Below are 15,633 nucleotides of genomic sequence, written 5' to 3' on the forward strand. Positions count from 1 at the left end.
GTCTTTTCTCTCGCTTTGAGCCGCAGGTGGGGTTGATGACTCTTTTAATGGCGATAATCCCTGTCAACTGGGGATTGAAGCGTATTCGCAAACCTTCAACTTTCAGTTAATTCAGCTAAAAATCCCCGTCACGATGCGACAGCTTTCGCGTGTGACGGGGATTTTGATCACTAAGTAGAGATGATAAGATTACGGTAACTTGTAACTAGGCAAAACGGTAAACCTTCGTTTCGTAAGGCCGCAGCGTGGTGCCTTGATCGTCGGCATAGTTACCGATGAGCTTTTCGGTTGCCGTGGCTTGCTGGTAGTCACGAGTGACGGTCTGGTCGGTGAAGTTACTGATGACCAGCAACGTCTGTCCTTGGTAATGGCGACGGTAGGCGAAGACCTGATCGTCGTCAGGATCGAGTTCCTCGTAAGACCCGTGAACGATGAGGTCGCTGTTGTGCCGCAGGGCAATCAGGCGTTGGTAATAGCTGAAGACGGAGTCCGGTTGGCCAATTTCGGCCGCCGCGTTAATCGTGGTGTAGTTCGGGTTCAATGCGAACCACGGTTTAGCCTGCGAGAAGCCGGCATTGGTCGTATTGTCCCATTGCATTGGTGTCCGGGCGTTGTCTCTGGAAATGTGGGACAGGTACTTCAGCATGGTAGGACCGGAGACGATCTTTTCCTGTTCCACGAGTTGGTGGTAGGCGTTGATACTTTCTAAGTCCTCGTATTGATCCAGGCTGGTGTAGTGGACGTTGGTTTCACCCAGTTCCTCACCTTCGTATACGTACGGTGTTCCCTGCATCATGTGGAGGGTTGTGGCCAGCATCTTAGCGGAGCGTTCACGGTATTCTGGCGAATCGTTACCGAAGCGAGAAACCACTCGGGGCTGGTCGTGGTTGTTCCAGTAGAGACTATTCCAACCGCGGCCATCTAGGGCAGTTTGCCACTGCGATAGGGAGACCTTGAGATCCGTGAGTTTAACCGGCACATCGTTCCATTTACCCAACCGCGCATCGGGGTTCGGCGTCAGAGACACGTGCTGGAACTGGAAGACCATATTGAGCTCGTGGGCATCGAAGCCCGTGTAGTTCAAGGCATCTTCGGGCATTGAACTCGGCATTTCACCCACGGTCATGACGTCATAGTGGGAGAGCACTTGTTCATTCATTTCTTTTAGGTAATCGTTAAGTTTGGGACCGTCGGCAACTAAGTCCTCGACATTGCCGTAGAGGGCACCCGGTGCTTTGGGACCATCAGGCAATCCGGCTGGCTTGGAGATCAGGTTGATCACGTCCATCCGGAAGCCGTCGACACCCTTATCCAACCAGAACTTCATGAGGCTGTAGACTTCTTGCCGCACGGTTGGATTCTCCCAGTTGAGATCGGGTTGGCCGGGGGCAAAGAGGTGCAGATAATATTGTTGCCGCTTGGGCTCAAAGGTCCAGGCCGAGCCGCTGAAGTAGGACCCCCAGTTGTTAGGCTCATGGCCGTCGACGGGATCACGCCAGATGTAGTAGTCGGCGTACGGATTGTCCCGTGACTGCCGACTCTGTTGGAACCAGTCGTGTTGATCGGACGTGTGGTTTACCACTAAGTCCATCAGGAGTTTGAGGCCTTGTTGGTGGGCGCTTGCCAGCATGTGATCGAACTCGGCCATGGTTCCATAGACCGATTGGATATTGCGGTAATCACTGATATCGTAGCCGTTATCCTTGTCGGGTGACTTGTAGATGGGGTTGAGCCAGATGACGTCGGCCCCCAGTTTCTTAATGTAGGGGAGTCGTTGGGTTAAGCCCGGTAAGTCACCGACCCCATCATGATTACTATCCTGAAAACTACGGGGATAGACTTGATAAACGACGGCATTTTTCCACCATTGTGTTGACATAAAGATAACCTCCTGTGAGTTGGCCTAAGTAAGTGTGGCGTATTAGCAATTAAAGTAACCGCTTTCAAAATAAATGTTAACACTTCCCACAAACGTTCGCAATGCTTTGATAGCAAAAAGACAAACGTTTGTGTAAAAGCGACCAATTACCCCAAGAATTGACTTTGTTATTTTAAACCGTTAACGGTAGAATGAACGTAAGGAATTAAGCGGTGAAAGTGAGGTCAGCCAGATGGCGGCAACCATTAAGGACATTGCAAGGTTAGCGGGCGTTTCACCCGGAACGGTTTCGCGGGTATTGGCTAATAAGACGGGCTTTTTTAGTAAGCAGACCGGTGAGAAGGTTCAAGCGGCCGCGGTTAAATTGGGCTACCAGAAGAATACGGCAGCGGCCGAGTTGGTCACCCATCAAAGCAACGTGATTGCGGCGATTGTCAATTCGACGAAGACCAACTTCGCCAGCCCAATTATCGAGGGCATTCAGGCGGAAGCCCATCGCCGGGACCTAAACGTGATTATTTTGTATGCCGGGGATGGTGATCCCGAGCAGCAACGGCGGGCGTTGGCCACGGTAATTGAACGGCCGGTGCGGTCAATTCTCTTGCTGTCGGTGGACTTGGCGCCGGAGAACTTACCATTGCTGCAGAATTCGCAGATCCCGTTTTGCTTTCTGTCGATTTCCTTCGATGATGTTCAGGTGCCCTACATTACCTCGGACGATTGGCAAGTGGGGTATCAGGCGGCAAAAACCTTGCTGGCGGCCGGCCATCGGCGAATCGGACTGGCCGGCGTCGACAGTGATTTTCACACCGGTCGGCAACGCGTCGCTGGGTATCAGCGGGCATTACAGGAGGCCGGGATTTCTCCCGATCCTGATTGGGTTCAATTAGGAGATTACAGCTACGCCGCGGGTCAAGCAGCCATGCGAACGTACGGTGCGCAGACGCCGTTGACGGCAATCATCGGGGGCAGCGACATGGCAACCGTGGGCGTGCTCAATCAGGCGCGGAGTCTGGGTCTGCGGGTGCCGAATGACCTTTCACTCCTGGCGATTGACGGCACGGACATCTGTGAGCTGGTGCAACCGGCGTTGTCGAGTGTGTCGCAGAATTTCTATGAAATGGGGGTTGCGGGTGTTCAACAGCTCAGCGCCCCGACGGCCATGCCGCAGAAAATCACGCCAATTACGATTGTGGAGCGGGCCAGCGTCCGCCATTTACGGGCGTAACGGCTTTAAGACACGGTTTATCGGCTGAATATAGCCCGTTTTTCGTCTGCCTTACCGTTCGCCAAGTTTGGTCTGGATCGCGGTGGGCAGGACGGGCCAAGCCAAAGGGCGTTCTTGTTCCTCGCTTTGAGCTGAAAAATAACGTCTCAAAGCCGCCATTTTCCAAGCAGAACCCTTGGAAAATCCCACGGCTGAGGCCAAATTTGACTCACTCACGGCTACCTGAAGAATGCCCAACTAAACTGGCCGAACGTTGCCACGCCAGCGATGTCGCCGCGCATCCAGTGGTTTTCAGCCATCGTAACCGGAGGCAGTTAGAGATGGAGGTAGCCGTGACAGCAGTGTTAGCTGAGCATCAGCTTACAGCGCGGGGCGTGTTTGGAGACTGGTGAACTTTGCCAGGCTTCAAACCGAGCCGGAGGACCGTTTCTCAGGCCGCAGGCGGTCCCCCGCCGGAATCTCTGGCTGCCGCAGGTGGGACAATAAGCCTTGCCAGCTGGAGACTTGGGCGTATTTGCGAATTTTTAACCTTTAACAATGAGAACTAACGCGCGACTGGAAGGGGAACTAACCCTACTCAGGTCGCGCGTTTTTAATTGGTGTAAGGTCAGTGAGTTAGCATGGAAAACTAATGAAGTCCCCTAATAACTGTATCCCATCATTATCGGTTATGATTGGGGCAGTTATCCAGTTGGTTTGTCAGTTTTATCCAACAAATTTGGATTTGTGGACAAGGTCGTTAGAAAAGGTAAGTGGGAAGGCAAAAAGGGGGATTAACGGGGGACCAGGAGTCAAGTATGCTATGTATGTAAGCGGTTACAGAGCAAGGCGTTTAAATGATATGGGGGAGGGTTCATCATGAGTAAAATGCAATTATGGAAACAGCGATTCTTCTATGGTGCCACTGATATGGCTGGTAACCTGATTTGGCAAATCGTCGGGCTCTACCTGCTGTTCTACTACACCACGGTTGTGGGAATCTCGCCAGCGTTTGTGGGGACGTTGTTCTTTGTTGTTCGGATTATTGATGCTTTTGATGGTGTGGTCTACGGTTTCTTGATCGACCATACGCATTCTAAATACGGGAAGGCGCGGCCATACTTCCTATGGTTTGGGATTCCACTGGGGATTCTGACCATGTTACTGTTCTTCAATCCATCCTTTGGGGGCAACAAAGTCTTTCAACTCGCTTGGATTTCAATTGTTTACACGTTATTCAGTTTAGTTTATTCCGGAGCTAACACGCCAATCACGGCCATTCTGCCAAGCTTGACCAAGGACCCGGACGAACGGACGAACTTAGCCAGTGCCCGGATGGTGATGACCAATATCGGGACGGCGGTTATCGGGGCGGTTTCACTGCCAATGGTTGCGAAGTTAGGTGGTAAGAACGCCGAAAAAGGTTGGATGATTTGGGGCTTCTTCATCGGGTTAGCCATTATCGCGTTGTTCCTGAGTTCTTTCGCTAATCTGCGTGAAAAAGATGACATCGTTGATGACGAAGATGCGCCAGAAATCAAGGGTCATCTGTCTGTGAAAGAATCCTTGAAGGGTGCCGCTAAGAACAAGCCATGGGTGGCTTTGAGTATCAGTTTTATCCTGTTGCAAACGTTCTGGGTTATTCGGATGCAAACGGCGGTTTACTACCTGACTTACGTCTTCCGGCGCGCAGACCTGGTTGGCGCGTTTAACGGGTTAGTCATTGTCGCCGTCATTGGGAATCTTTCCGTGCCATTCTTGAGTAAATTCATGAAGCACCGGAACGTCATGATTCTTTCGCTGGCAACGTTTGGGATTGGTGAAGTCATCATGGCCGTGAAGAACGTGCCAATGCTCTTCATCGGAAACGTGGTCGCCTTGATTGCCATGGGGGCCGCCTTCTCAATCTCCTTCGTTATGATTGCCGATACCGTGGAATACTCACGGTCCGAGCTACACATCGACGAACCCGGGATTCTTTCCTCAGTGCCGATGGTGGGTGCTAAGTTAGGGATGGGCTTCGGTGGCCTGGTCTCTGGTTGGTTACTCTCCTGGGGTGGTTTCCAAGCCACGGCAAAGATTCAGGGCGCCAAGGCTGTTACGGCGATTAGCACCAGTTTCGTTTGGTTACCAATTATCTTGGCGTTGTTGATTGTCGGCATTCTCTACGTCTTCTACCAGCTGGATGAAGATGAGATTACGTCAGCCAAGGTAGCTAAAGAAGCTACCGATAAATTAGACGATGAAGGTATCTAAGTTTACCTGCGGGCTACCAGATTATCCGGTGACCGTGACTTTCTACCAACCGGCCGCCATTGCTGACTTCCCGTCACAGCGGCGGCCCTTGGTGATTCTCTTGCCGGGCGGTGGGTATGAGTTCTATTCGGATCGCGAAGGCGAAATCATGGCGCTACAGTATTTGGCACAGGGGTTTGCGGTCGCCATAGTCGCCTACCAGCTGCGCGATCACCCGCCGGTATTGCCCACGGCGTTGTATCAGTTAGCCGGGGTGGTCCAAGAATTTCACCAGCACGCGCTCCGCTACCGGATCAGTCCAGCCCACATCCTGCTGGTGGGGTTCTCCGCCGGCGGACACGTGGCCGCCCTATACGCCGACCTCTGGCCGTGTTTGGCACATACGTTAAAGGTGCCAGCAATGTGTCTGGCCGTTAGCGCGGTGACGTTGGGGTATCCGGTCATCGGGTTACGGCTGGGCTGGCCCCGAACTGCGGCGGACCGGCAGGCGATCACCGGGGACTGGCGGGAACATGAGGCCGATCGCCTCGTGACGCCGCAGAACCCACCGACTTTTCTGTGGACCACGGCGGACGATGAACTGATTGCGGCAGAGAACACGCGCCGCTATGCGCAGGCCTTGCAGCGACAACGAATTTCGACTGAAGTTGTGATTTACCCGCACGGTCCGCATGGGCTGAGTCTAGCCCGGGCCGTCACGGCGTTTCCAGTGAGTTTTGAACCGACAGATCCGGCTTTTGGGGAGCGGTTTATCCGACCGGATGTGGCGGGGTGGTTCGACCGTCAGATGCGCTGGCTCGATGATTTATGGGACTTGAAGCGTTTTTGGCGGCAACAATGATTTTCCACGAGAGGGGTAATTGACATGTTGAATGATACGACAACGAAGCAGTCCTTGGGGTATGCGGACGAGCTAAAACGATTGGCAAAGATGACGTCAACGGAGACTGTTGACGGGGTGACCAAATGGATTAAGGAACGGGACCCCGCCCACACCTACGAGCCGTTAGTCTGGGAGACCGTGGCGGAGATTGAAGAAGATCCCCAACTGCCGACCGACCTTTTCAGTCTCCGACAAGGGACCGAGACCTCGGGACAAAAGGACTTAACTACCGTGGACATGAAGATTGAAATGCAGCAGATTGTGGCCATGAATCGCCGGGTACGAGTCATTCGGATCGCCCGGATGGACCATTTGACCGCCGATAAGGCACTGATTTATTTCCACGGTGGCGCATATTACGGCGGGACCCCTGAGGACGTCTTACTGGCCTTGAAGTACGTGGCGGAACAGGCCAATTGCGTGGTCTATAACGTGGACTACGCCTTGGCCCCCGAACAGCCCTATCCGGCCGGTATCTTAGACGGGTTAGCCGTGGTGGCCGCCATGACTAAGGATTACCACCACATTTCGGTGGGCGGCGATTCCGCCGGTGGCTCGATTGCCTTAGGCGTCAGCCAACTCTGTCAGGCGATGGGGATTTGTACGATTGACTCGCACCTGCTGTTCTATCCGACCGTGATTCAGGGCTCGGATTTGGGCGGCCAATTATGGGACGATAATCGCATTGACATTGTCCCCGAACAGCGCGATGCTTTACACAGAAGCTATCAGCTGTTTGAACAACTCGATGAGATCATGAGCGGGTACTATGTGGCCGATCAGCGGGTGGACTTGACGGCGCCACTCCTGTCACCATTACTGGCCGACCCGCAGACGTTTAAGAAGACCACGCTACTGGTAGGTGAATACGATCCATTCCGGCTTCAGGGCGAGGCGTTTATCGACCAGGCTGGCCGGGCCAACGGGGATGCCAACTACATCCGCTACGGTGGGATCAGCCACGCCTTTCTGAACTTTACGGGGAATGTTCCGGCCGTTCAGGATGCCTTACGTGCGGCGGCAAAATTAATCTGAGGTTAACACTTCAATTGGGGGAGATTATTGTGACTTTACGCGAGTATCATTTGACTTTAGACGATGTTTCGGACCAACAACCAGAATATTTGGAAACGGTCTTTTCACTGGGCAATGGGCACTTCGGCGTCCGGGCCAATGACCCCATCAGTGGTAATCCGATTACGGGAACCTTGATTAACGGGTTTTATGAAACCGCCCCCATTACGTATGGCGAGGCCGGCGTTGGTTACGCTCAGAAACACCAAACAATTTTAAACTTACCGGATTTGCGGCACATCCACGTGTCGACCAGTAGTGGGCACCAATTTACGCATAGCAAGCGAACAGCGGCCGACTTGAATCTGGGAACCGGCGAGTTGACCGAACGCTACCTGCTCAATACGGACCAGGGCGAGACCATCACGATGGACGTGAAGTCCGTGATGGGTCAGAAACAGACAACCCTGTGGGCGATTGGCTATACGTTTACAGCGGGTAACTATACTGAGGGCATCTTGGTCAGCAAGTCAATCGCGGTGCCGGCCGAGGCCGAGGCAATTCTTTCTGCTGACCCGCGGAAGACGCGGATGGCCGGGCTACCAATTTGTGAGACGGCCTTTGTGACGCAAGACCTCCAGCGGTATCATGTGAAGACGCGAATAACTAAGCAGGCGGTGACCATGTATCTGGGTATTCTTGAGACGCACGGCCAACTGCTACAACAGCCAGTGGATCTGGGCGACCAGCAACCGCACACGCTGGAATACGAAGCCTATGTGGGTGCGGTGGGTCAACACAACACCATCGATCCAGCGGCGATGTTTATGGCCAGCTCGCTGTCAGCCTTGACGGTGGATAGCAACGAATTCTGGCAGGGCGTCTGGGACCGCAGTGAAGTGAGCGTGGGTGGTAATGACGACTTGGATTTGGCCATTCACTACAATATTTTCCAGCTGAACCAGGCGGCCGGCCGAGACGGGCGCACCAACATCGCAGCGAAGGGACTCAGTGGTTCGGGCTACGAGGGTCACTACTTCTGGGATACCGAGATGTATATGCTGCCCTACTTCACGTACACGAATCAGCAGATGGCCCGGCAACTCTTGCTGTATCGCTATCAGATCTTGCCACAAGCTAGGGAACGGGCACGGGCCTTGGGCGTCGATCAGGGGGCGCTGTTCGCTTGGCGGACGATCAATGGCGAAGAGGCCTCGGCCTACTACCCCGCAGGCACGGCGCAATATCACATTGACGCCGACATCGCCTACGCGGTGGGCAAGTATTTTGAAATCACGCGGGACCTCGACTTCATCATCCAGTGTGGCTTCGAAATGGTCTTGGAAACGGCACGCTTCTGGGAAAACTTCGGGTCTTGGCGGCAGGTGGACAACGACTGTCGCTTCGAGTTCCACACGGTAACGGGGCCCGATGAGTACACGGCGCTGGTCAACAATAATTACTACACCAATCGATTAGCCAAACACAACTTTGAATTAGTGGTTGAGTTGGCCCATCAGATGATGAAACGCTCGCCGCAGTTGTTGGCTAAGTTTGGCCTGAGTGAGACGGATCTCGATGTTTACCAGAATCTGGCCGACCACGTTTACCTGCCATACAGTCAGGATCTGCGGATCAACGAGCAGGACGATAGCTTTCTGGACAAGCCGCGCTGGCCGGCGGAAAAGTCAACGCCGGAAAACTTCCCATTACTGTTGCACTACCACCCCTTAACGATTTATCGGTATCAGGTGGCCAAGCAGGCGGATACGTTGTTGGCGGACTACCTGTTCCCAGAGGATATGCCGCTGGATCAATTGAAGCGGGAGTACAACTACTATGAAGGCGTGACGACTCATGATTCCTCGTTGTCGCGGTCGATCTTCAGTATCCTGGCGGCCCGGATGAACGATCCGGAGAAGGCCTACCGCTACTTCATGGACACGGCGCGGATGGACTTAGTCAACCTGCAAAAGAACACGGCGGATGGACTGCATTTAGCCAATTTGGGTGGTAGCTGGTTAGCGCTAGTAGCCGGGTTCTCTGGCTTCTACGTGCAGGATGAGGTCGTTCATTTTGCCAATCACCTGCCGGCAGAATTGACCCGTCTGACCTACCGCATGAAGATTGCCGAAAGTGTCCTGGAGATTGACCTAACGGCGGATAACCTGGACGTGACGGTCATTAGTGGACCGATTCCAACGTACGGCGTTAGCGTAAACGGTGAACTGATTTCTTTAGTGAAGGTTAGCTAGCGCGTGTTGGAGCTAGCTGTAAATCAAAAGCACACGTCGCAATCGATAATGGTTGTGACGTGTGCTTTTGATCCGCGGTTCAGTCGTGCTTGTTTGCCAGAAATGGTCTATACTAAATCCCAGACCAAATCACGAAAGGAAGTCTTAAATTTGTCGCTCACCATTACGCCCGCAAGACCGCAAGACCTCGATCAAATTATGGCCATCGAAAATGCCGGGTTCTCGCCAGCGGAAGCCGCAACCGAGGCCAGCATGGCCGAACGCATTCGGCTGATTGCCGATACTTTTCTGGTAGCGCGACAGGGCGCAACCATCCTGGGCTATGTGGTAGGACCAGCCTTCGCTCACCGCTATTTGACCGATGACTTGTTTGCCCAATCCACCCCGAATGCCACCGGGGATGCTTACCAGACGGTACTCAGTCTGGCCGTTAGCCCGCAGCATCAAGGCGCAGGCATTGCCAGTCAGTTGCTGACGGCCTTGGCGCAAGTGGCCCGCGGTCAACACCGTCAGGCCATCACGTTAACCTGCCTCAAACGTCTCGTGCCGTTCTATGAACGTAATGGGTACGTCAACGAAGGGGTCTCGGCCTCGGCACATGCCGGGGAGACCTGGTACAATCTGGTCTTGCCGCTAACTGATGAACTTTAGGCCGATGACGGCGATAAGAATCACGCTCACCCAGAGGAGCTTGCGCCAGTTCTTGGATTCGCCGAAGAAGAGCATCCCAGTGAGGACGCCCCCTGCGGCACCAATCCCGGTCCAGACGGCGTAGGCTGTACCCATGGGAAGAGTTTGCAAGGCGAGATCGAGGAACCCAAAGCTTAGGGCGTAGCCGATGACCATGGCGGCCCACAGTGGCCAGGTGCGGCGGTGAATGGCCCAGTTCATGAAGGTGACGCCGAGCATTTCGCAGAGTCCGGCGATAATCAGAAAGATCCAAGCCATATCAGTGCGCCTCCTTGGTCGTGACGGTCTGTAACCCGCCGATGCCGATGAGTAGCAGGGCAATCAGCGCTACCTTGGCGAGGCTGACGGGTTCGCCAAACGCGAGGATGCCGATGACGGTGGTCCCCAGCGTGCCCAATCCCACGAAGACGGCGTAGGCCGTGCCGGCAGGGAGCACTTCGCCTGCCTTAATCAGAAAGTAAAAGCTCAGATAGACGGCAAGGGCGGTCAATCCCCATTCCAAAATGGTCGTGGCGTGCTTAAACCCGACGACCCAGCCCACTTCAAAGAAGGCACCATACACCACGCGTAACCAATGTTTTAACATCATATTTCCTCCTATAGTCTCGAAAAAAGCCTGAGAAATGTTGTCGGCATGACAACATCTCCCAGGCTTTTTCCCTTCCGTGTCTACGGGTCCTCCCGTAGGTTCCCTCTCGGACCAGACCCGTGTGAACGGCGGAACCCTAGAGAACAGAATATGCGATTGATTCGGTAGCGTTAGCTTAGCACGGATTGGTCAAAGTGGCAACCGGCAAGTGTGAAAACGGTAGGTAAAAGGTTTCACGTAAGGGGGATTTTGACCCCATAAGTGACCTTTTTCACTAAAAATCGGAATCGATTGCATTTCAGATATATCGTGATTTCGCCGCCTTTTCTGAAAATTTCCAGCGCAAAAAGAGCCTTAAATTCAGCGACTGCGATGCTATACTGAAACCGATTTAAAAATGACTGGACTAGTCATTCATCGCTCAGCAATTAAGTGTCGCGGGTCACGGCCCCGCGACTAGCTATGGAGGTAGCGACTATGCAACTCGGAAGTATTGAAGCGGGCGGCACAAAGTTTGTTTGTGCAATCGGTAACGAAGATTATCGTACGGACAATCGGGTCATCATCCCGACGACCACCCCGGAAGAAACGTTAAGTCAATGTATTGCTTACTTTAAACAGTATCCAGATTTAAAGGCCATCGGGATTTCATCCTTTGGGCCAATCGAACTCCGGCGCAATGCACCCAAGTACGGGTACGTCACGGATACTCCGAAGCCCCATTGGTCCAACACGGATTTTCTGGGCCGCTTAAAGCAAGACCTGGATGTTCCCATGGCCTGGACCACGGATGTGAACGGATCAGCTTACGGTGAATACGTGGTGTCCACACTGTTCAACGAAAAGATTGACTCACTAGTCTACTTTACGATTGGAACTGGTGTGGGTGCAGGCGCCATCGTCAACGGAAAGTTCGTCGGCACGATGGGTCATCCCGAAATGGGCCACGTGCGGTTGAAACGCCACCCCGATGACTTGGACTTCAAGGGCATCTGCCCCTTCCATGGCGACTGCCTGGAAGGTTTGGTCAGTGGGCCAACGTTTGAAGCACGGCTCGGCAAGCACGGTCATGAAGTACCGATGACCGATCACGTTTGGGATATTATGGCCTATTACGTGGCGCAAGCGGCCCTGCAAGAAACGTTGATGCTGCGGCCCGACAAGATTGTCTTTGGTGGCGGTGTGGTCAGCGAAGCCTTCCTAGTGAAGGTACGTGCCGAATTTACCAAATTATTAAATGGTTACGTGGACGTGGGTGACGTGAAAGATTATATCGTCATGCCATCCGTCAAAGAGAATGGATCAGCCACGCTGGGTGACTTTGCCTTAGCACTGAAAGAATACAACAAATAAGAGAGGGAGAAATTTAACTTATGAAAGCCTTAGTCCTAACTGGAACCAAGAAGATGGAGATTCAAGATTTACCAACGCCGGAGGTTAAGCCTAACGAAGTGTTAGTGAATACGGCCTACGCCGGTATTTGTGGGACTGACCGGGCGCTTTACGCCGGCCTCCCTGGTTCTGCCGATGCTGTGCCCCCAATCGTCTTAGGGCACGAAAACTCCGGAATCGTTGCCGCTATCGGCAGTGACGTGACCAACGTGAAGGTGGGCGACCGCGTGACGGTTGACCCCAACATCTACTGTGGCGAATGCGAATACTGCCGGACCGACCGTCCAGAGCTCTGTGACAACCTGTCTGCCGTTGGAGTTACCCGTGATGGTGGCTTGGAACACGCCTTCACTGCCCCAGCCTCAGTCGTTTACCCATTGCCCGATAGCGTTTCCTTGAAGGCCGCTGCGACGACTGAACCAATCTCTTGCGCGGTCCACGGGGTGAAATTATTGGACTTAACGCCTTACCAAAAAGCTTTGGTCATCGGTGACGGCTTCATGGGACAACTCTTCGTACAATTATTGCAAGCTTACGGTGTCCACCAAGTTGATTTTGCCGGCTTAAACGATAAGAAGTTAGCCTTCAACAAGGAAAAATTTGGCGTGACGAACACCTTCAACACCAAGCGTGAAAGCATTCCCGCCGACTACGATGTGGTCATCGAAGCCGTTGGGTTACCACAAACTCAAGAACAAGCCGTTGAGGCCACGAAGAAGGGCGCCCAAGTCCTGATGTTTGGGGTTGGGAAGCCAGATCAGACGTTCTCCATGAACACGTACGAAGTCTACCAAAAGCAATTGAAGATTCAAGGAGCCTTCATCAACCCATACGCCTTCGAAGACGCGATCGCCTTGTTAGCTAGCGGCCAATTGGATGTTGAATCACTCATCAGCCATGAAGTCAGCTTAGAACAAGTGGAAGATGTCTTGAACGGTAAGGTCGCAGGTGTCAGCAAGGCTGTCGTTAAAGTCAGTGACTAAGTAAAGGTAAGGGATTATTGTGAAAGTAGAAGCAGCAACTGTTAACGAAGGGGCTGAGTCCGTGGAACTTGAAAGTGGTCGGACAATCTCGATGTCTAAATCGATTGCCTACTTCGCCTTATCATTGGTGATTAACTCGGCGGGGAACGTGCTGACGCTGGTTACCAGTGCGAAGATTCACCCGTCCTTTCTCGGGGCGGCCTATTGGTCAGCGGCCGAAGCCAATCTGGGGACCGCATTTCACTGGAACCTCTTCTGGGCATTCCTGATCATGGGTTTCTTGACGGCGGTCTTAAACGCCATCTTGATTCATCATTGGGACTGGAAGCGGATCGCCGGGAACATGGTCTTCATGGTGCCGTTCTCCGCGTTGATTCAGGTCTTTGAAGACTTCTTTGATGGGAAATATCCGGCCCTGTTTGCCGGATTACCGGAGGCCCGCAGTACGGGGATGGTCATCCTCTACGTGGCGCTGAACTTCCTAGGTGTTGCCTTTATTGCCACCGCCATCTCCATTTATCAACGGGTCAATTTGGTCTTACATCCGGCCGATGATTTGATGCAGATTCTGCGGTTCCGCTACTTTAAGGGGAACGCCGCTAAGGCCATGTGGGCATCCTACATTCCGCCGACCATTATGGCTGTTATCGCCATTGTGATTACCCGGTCATTTGTTAACTTTGGTTTGGGCACGATTTTTGCCTTCCTGGCCCAAGGGGGTATCACCGGGATTGCGGATAAGACGATTTTTCCAAAATTAAAGCACCAAGCAGTCGATGTCGGTAAATAAGCCGACCAGCAAAGGAGCGAAATAATTTATGGCAGTTCAAGATTTTATTACGGGTATCCAACACGTTGGTATTCCATCCAGTGACTTGGATAAGACCATTGCGTTTTACAAATCAATTGGGTTTGAACAGGCGGGACTCTTTCCCAACGGCGACAATCGGTGTGCCTTCATGCGGTTAGGCAATCTAACGATTGAGACCTGGGAAGGCGACCCAACCAATCCAGAAGCCGGGGCCATCAATCATATTTCATTGAACACTACGGATATTGATCAAGCCTTCGCTGCGGCTAAGCAACAGGGATTGAACCTGGTCAACGACGAGATTCAATCCATTCCCACGTTCTGGGCCAAAGGTATTCGGTTCTTCAACATTTTAGGACCTAACCACGAAACAATCGAATTTTGCCAAATTCTGGCATAGGCTAAAGCCCGTAACTTGAGGGCGTAGAACGCCGCGTTAGTGATGACGCGGCGTTTTTTGTATTCATAAATGGGTAAGCGCTTACATAGACGGTCGTGCCTTCTGGAAACTAACCTGATTTTTTCGCGAGCGATGGTGATTGAAAGAAATTGGCCCGCTGAGAGCGAAAAATACAATCGATTACATTTTGACTGTCACGCGGCTGGTTACAGTTTTCTGAAAAGTTTTGCCGCCGGAGGAGGGTCTAAGGGGGCGGATTCTGATGTTATACTGAAAGCGCTTTAAAGGTGAACCGGCTAGTCATTCACAGAAATTATAAGCCGTGGGTTAGCACTCAACGGTATTGGGAGGCAGTTAACATGCAACTCGGTAGTATCGAAGCTGGGGGAACAAAATTCGTATGCGCGATCGGTAATGAAGATTACCGAGTCCAAGACGAGGTGCGGATTCCAACCACGACCCCGGAAGAAACGTTAAGTAAAACCATCGCTTATTTCAAGAAATTTCCAGACGTGAAAGCCATCGCGATTTCGTCGTTTGGCCCGATTGAATTGCGGCACAATTCACCCAAGTACGGGTACATCACGGATACGCCTAAGAAAGGATGGGCCAACACGGACTTCGTGGGTCGGCTCAAACAAGATTTGGACGTGCCGATGTTTTGGACCACCGACGTGAATGGCTCGGCGTACGGCGAATACGTGATGTCGACACTGTTCAACGAAAAGATCAATTCGCTGGTCTACTTTACCATTGGGACCGGCGTCGGGGCTGGGGCCATCATCAATGGCGACTTTCTCGGTAGCCTGGGCCATCCCGAGATGGGCCACGTCCGATTAAAGCGCCATCCCGATGATCTGGACTTTCCGGGAATCTGCCCGTTTCACGGGGATTGCCTGGAAGGGCTGGTCAGTGGCCCGACGTTCGAGGCGCGTGTCGGCAAGCCCGGCAAAGACGTGCCGCTAACGGATCACGTCTGGGATATCATGGCTTACTACGTTGCGCAGGCTGCTCTCCAGGAAACGTTGATGCTCCGTCCGGACAAGATTGTCTTCGGTGGCGGCGTGGTCAGCGAAGGCTTCCTGGTGAAAGTCCGAGCCGAGTTTGCGAAGCTGCTCAATCACTACGTTGACGTTGGAAAGCTCACGGATTATATCGTGATGCCGGCCGTGAAGAATAACGGTTCGGCCACGCTGGGGGACTTTGCCCTCGCCTTAAACGAATACAAAAAATACCCCAATTGTCAAATCAAGTGCAACACAGGACAGTAAGGC

General features: G+C 52.9%; 14 protein-coding genes. 11 read left to right on the plus strand and 3 right to left on the minus strand.

Annotated features, from left to right (window positions below):
* Positions 1 to 205: 205 nt before the first annotated feature.
* Positions 206 to 1,879: an alpha-glucosidase gene (locus KB236_10385; protein ID UIF28922.1), complete on the minus strand. Its 1,674-nt coding sequence runs from the start codon at positions 1,877 to 1,879 to the stop codon at positions 206 to 208.
* 232 nt (positions 1,880 to 2,111) lie between these two features.
* Here KB236_10385 and KB236_10390 point away from each other — a divergent pair, with 232 nt between their 5' ends.
* From KB236_10390 to KB236_10415, 6 genes are all read left to right on the plus strand, one after another.
* On the plus strand, positions 2,112 to 3,107 hold the full coding sequence (locus KB236_10390; protein ID UIF28923.1) for a LacI family transcriptional regulator: 996 nt from the start codon (positions 2,112 to 2,114) through the stop codon (positions 3,105 to 3,107).
* 858 nt (positions 3,108 to 3,965) lie between these two features.
* Positions 3,966 to 5,342, plus strand: a complete 1,377-nt coding sequence (locus tag KB236_10395; protein ID UIF28924.1) for an MFS transporter — start codon at positions 3,966 to 3,968, stop codon at positions 5,340 to 5,342.
* Complete coding sequence (locus KB236_10400) at positions 5,329 to 6,183, plus strand: alpha/beta hydrolase (protein UIF28925.1); 855 nt, start codon at positions 5,329 to 5,331, stop codon at positions 6,181 to 6,183. Before KB236_10395 ends, KB236_10400 begins: the two co-directional genes overlap by 14 nt.
* A gap of 24 nt (positions 6,184 to 6,207) precedes the next feature.
* Entirely contained in the window at positions 6,208 to 7,260 is a 1,053-nt protein-coding gene (locus tag KB236_10405) for an alpha/beta hydrolase (protein UIF28926.1), read from the plus strand.
* Between the two features lie 29 nt (positions 7,261 to 7,289).
* Positions 7,290 to 9,494, plus strand: coding sequence for a glycoside hydrolase family 65 protein (locus KB236_10410; GenBank protein ID UIF28927.1), 2,205 nt, complete (start codon positions 7,290 to 7,292; stop codon positions 9,492 to 9,494).
* A gap of 150 nt (positions 9,495 to 9,644) precedes the next feature.
* A complete protein-coding gene (locus KB236_10415; GenBank protein ID UIF28928.1) occupies positions 9,645 to 10,145 on the plus strand; it encodes a GNAT family N-acetyltransferase in 501 nt (166 codons plus the stop codon).
* On the opposite strand, the gene KB236_10420 is transcribed toward KB236_10415, so the two are convergent.
* Both KB236_10420 and KB236_10425 read right to left on the minus strand, forming a co-directional pair.
* Positions 10,128 to 10,442, minus strand: a complete 315-nt coding sequence (locus KB236_10420) for a multidrug efflux SMR transporter (protein ID UIF28929.1) — start codon at positions 10,440 to 10,442, stop codon at positions 10,128 to 10,130. The genes KB236_10415 and KB236_10420 overlap by 18 nt on opposite strands.
* 1 nt (position 10,443) lies before the next feature.
* The gene (locus KB236_10425) at positions 10,444 to 10,770 is read right to left on the minus strand and encodes a QacE family quaternary ammonium compound efflux SMR transporter (GenBank protein ID UIF30351.1); all 327 of its coding nucleotides are present in this window, start codon (positions 10,768 to 10,770) and stop codon (positions 10,444 to 10,446) included.
* A 480-nt stretch (positions 10,771 to 11,250) separates the two neighbouring features.
* On the opposite strand from KB236_10425, the gene KB236_10430 reads away from it, so the two are divergent.
* From KB236_10430 to KB236_10450, 5 genes are all read left to right on the plus strand, one after another.
* Positions 11,251 to 12,126 carry an ROK family protein gene (locus tag KB236_10430; GenBank protein UIF28930.1) on the plus strand — a complete coding sequence of 292 codons (876 nt, stop codon included), beginning with the start codon at positions 11,251 to 11,253 and terminating at the stop codon, positions 12,124 to 12,126.
* 20 nt (positions 12,127 to 12,146) lie between these two features.
* A complete protein-coding gene (locus KB236_10435; GenBank protein ID UIF28931.1) occupies positions 12,147 to 13,148 on the plus strand; it encodes a zinc-dependent alcohol dehydrogenase family protein in 1,002 nt (333 codons plus the stop codon).
* 19 nt (positions 13,149 to 13,167) lie between these two features.
* Positions 13,168 to 13,938 carry a fructose permease gene (locus KB236_10440; GenBank protein ID UIF28932.1) on the plus strand — a complete coding sequence of 257 codons (771 nt, stop codon included), beginning with the start codon at positions 13,168 to 13,170 and terminating at the stop codon, positions 13,936 to 13,938.
* Positions 13,939 to 13,966: 28 nt separating this feature from the next.
* Positions 13,967 to 14,359: a VOC family protein gene (locus tag KB236_10445; GenBank protein UIF28933.1), complete on the plus strand. Its 393-nt coding sequence runs from the start codon at positions 13,967 to 13,969 to the stop codon at positions 14,357 to 14,359.
* 359 nt (positions 14,360 to 14,718) lie between these two features.
* Positions 14,719 to 15,630, plus strand: coding sequence for an ROK family protein (locus KB236_10450; protein UIF28934.1), 912 nt, complete (start codon positions 14,719 to 14,721; stop codon positions 15,628 to 15,630).
* Positions 15,631 to 15,633: the final 3 nt, after the last annotated feature.

The organism is Levilactobacillus brevis (assembly GCA_021383565.1).
Taxonomy (GTDB): domain Bacteria; phylum Bacillota; class Bacilli; order Lactobacillales; family Lactobacillaceae; genus Levilactobacillus; species Levilactobacillus brevis_B.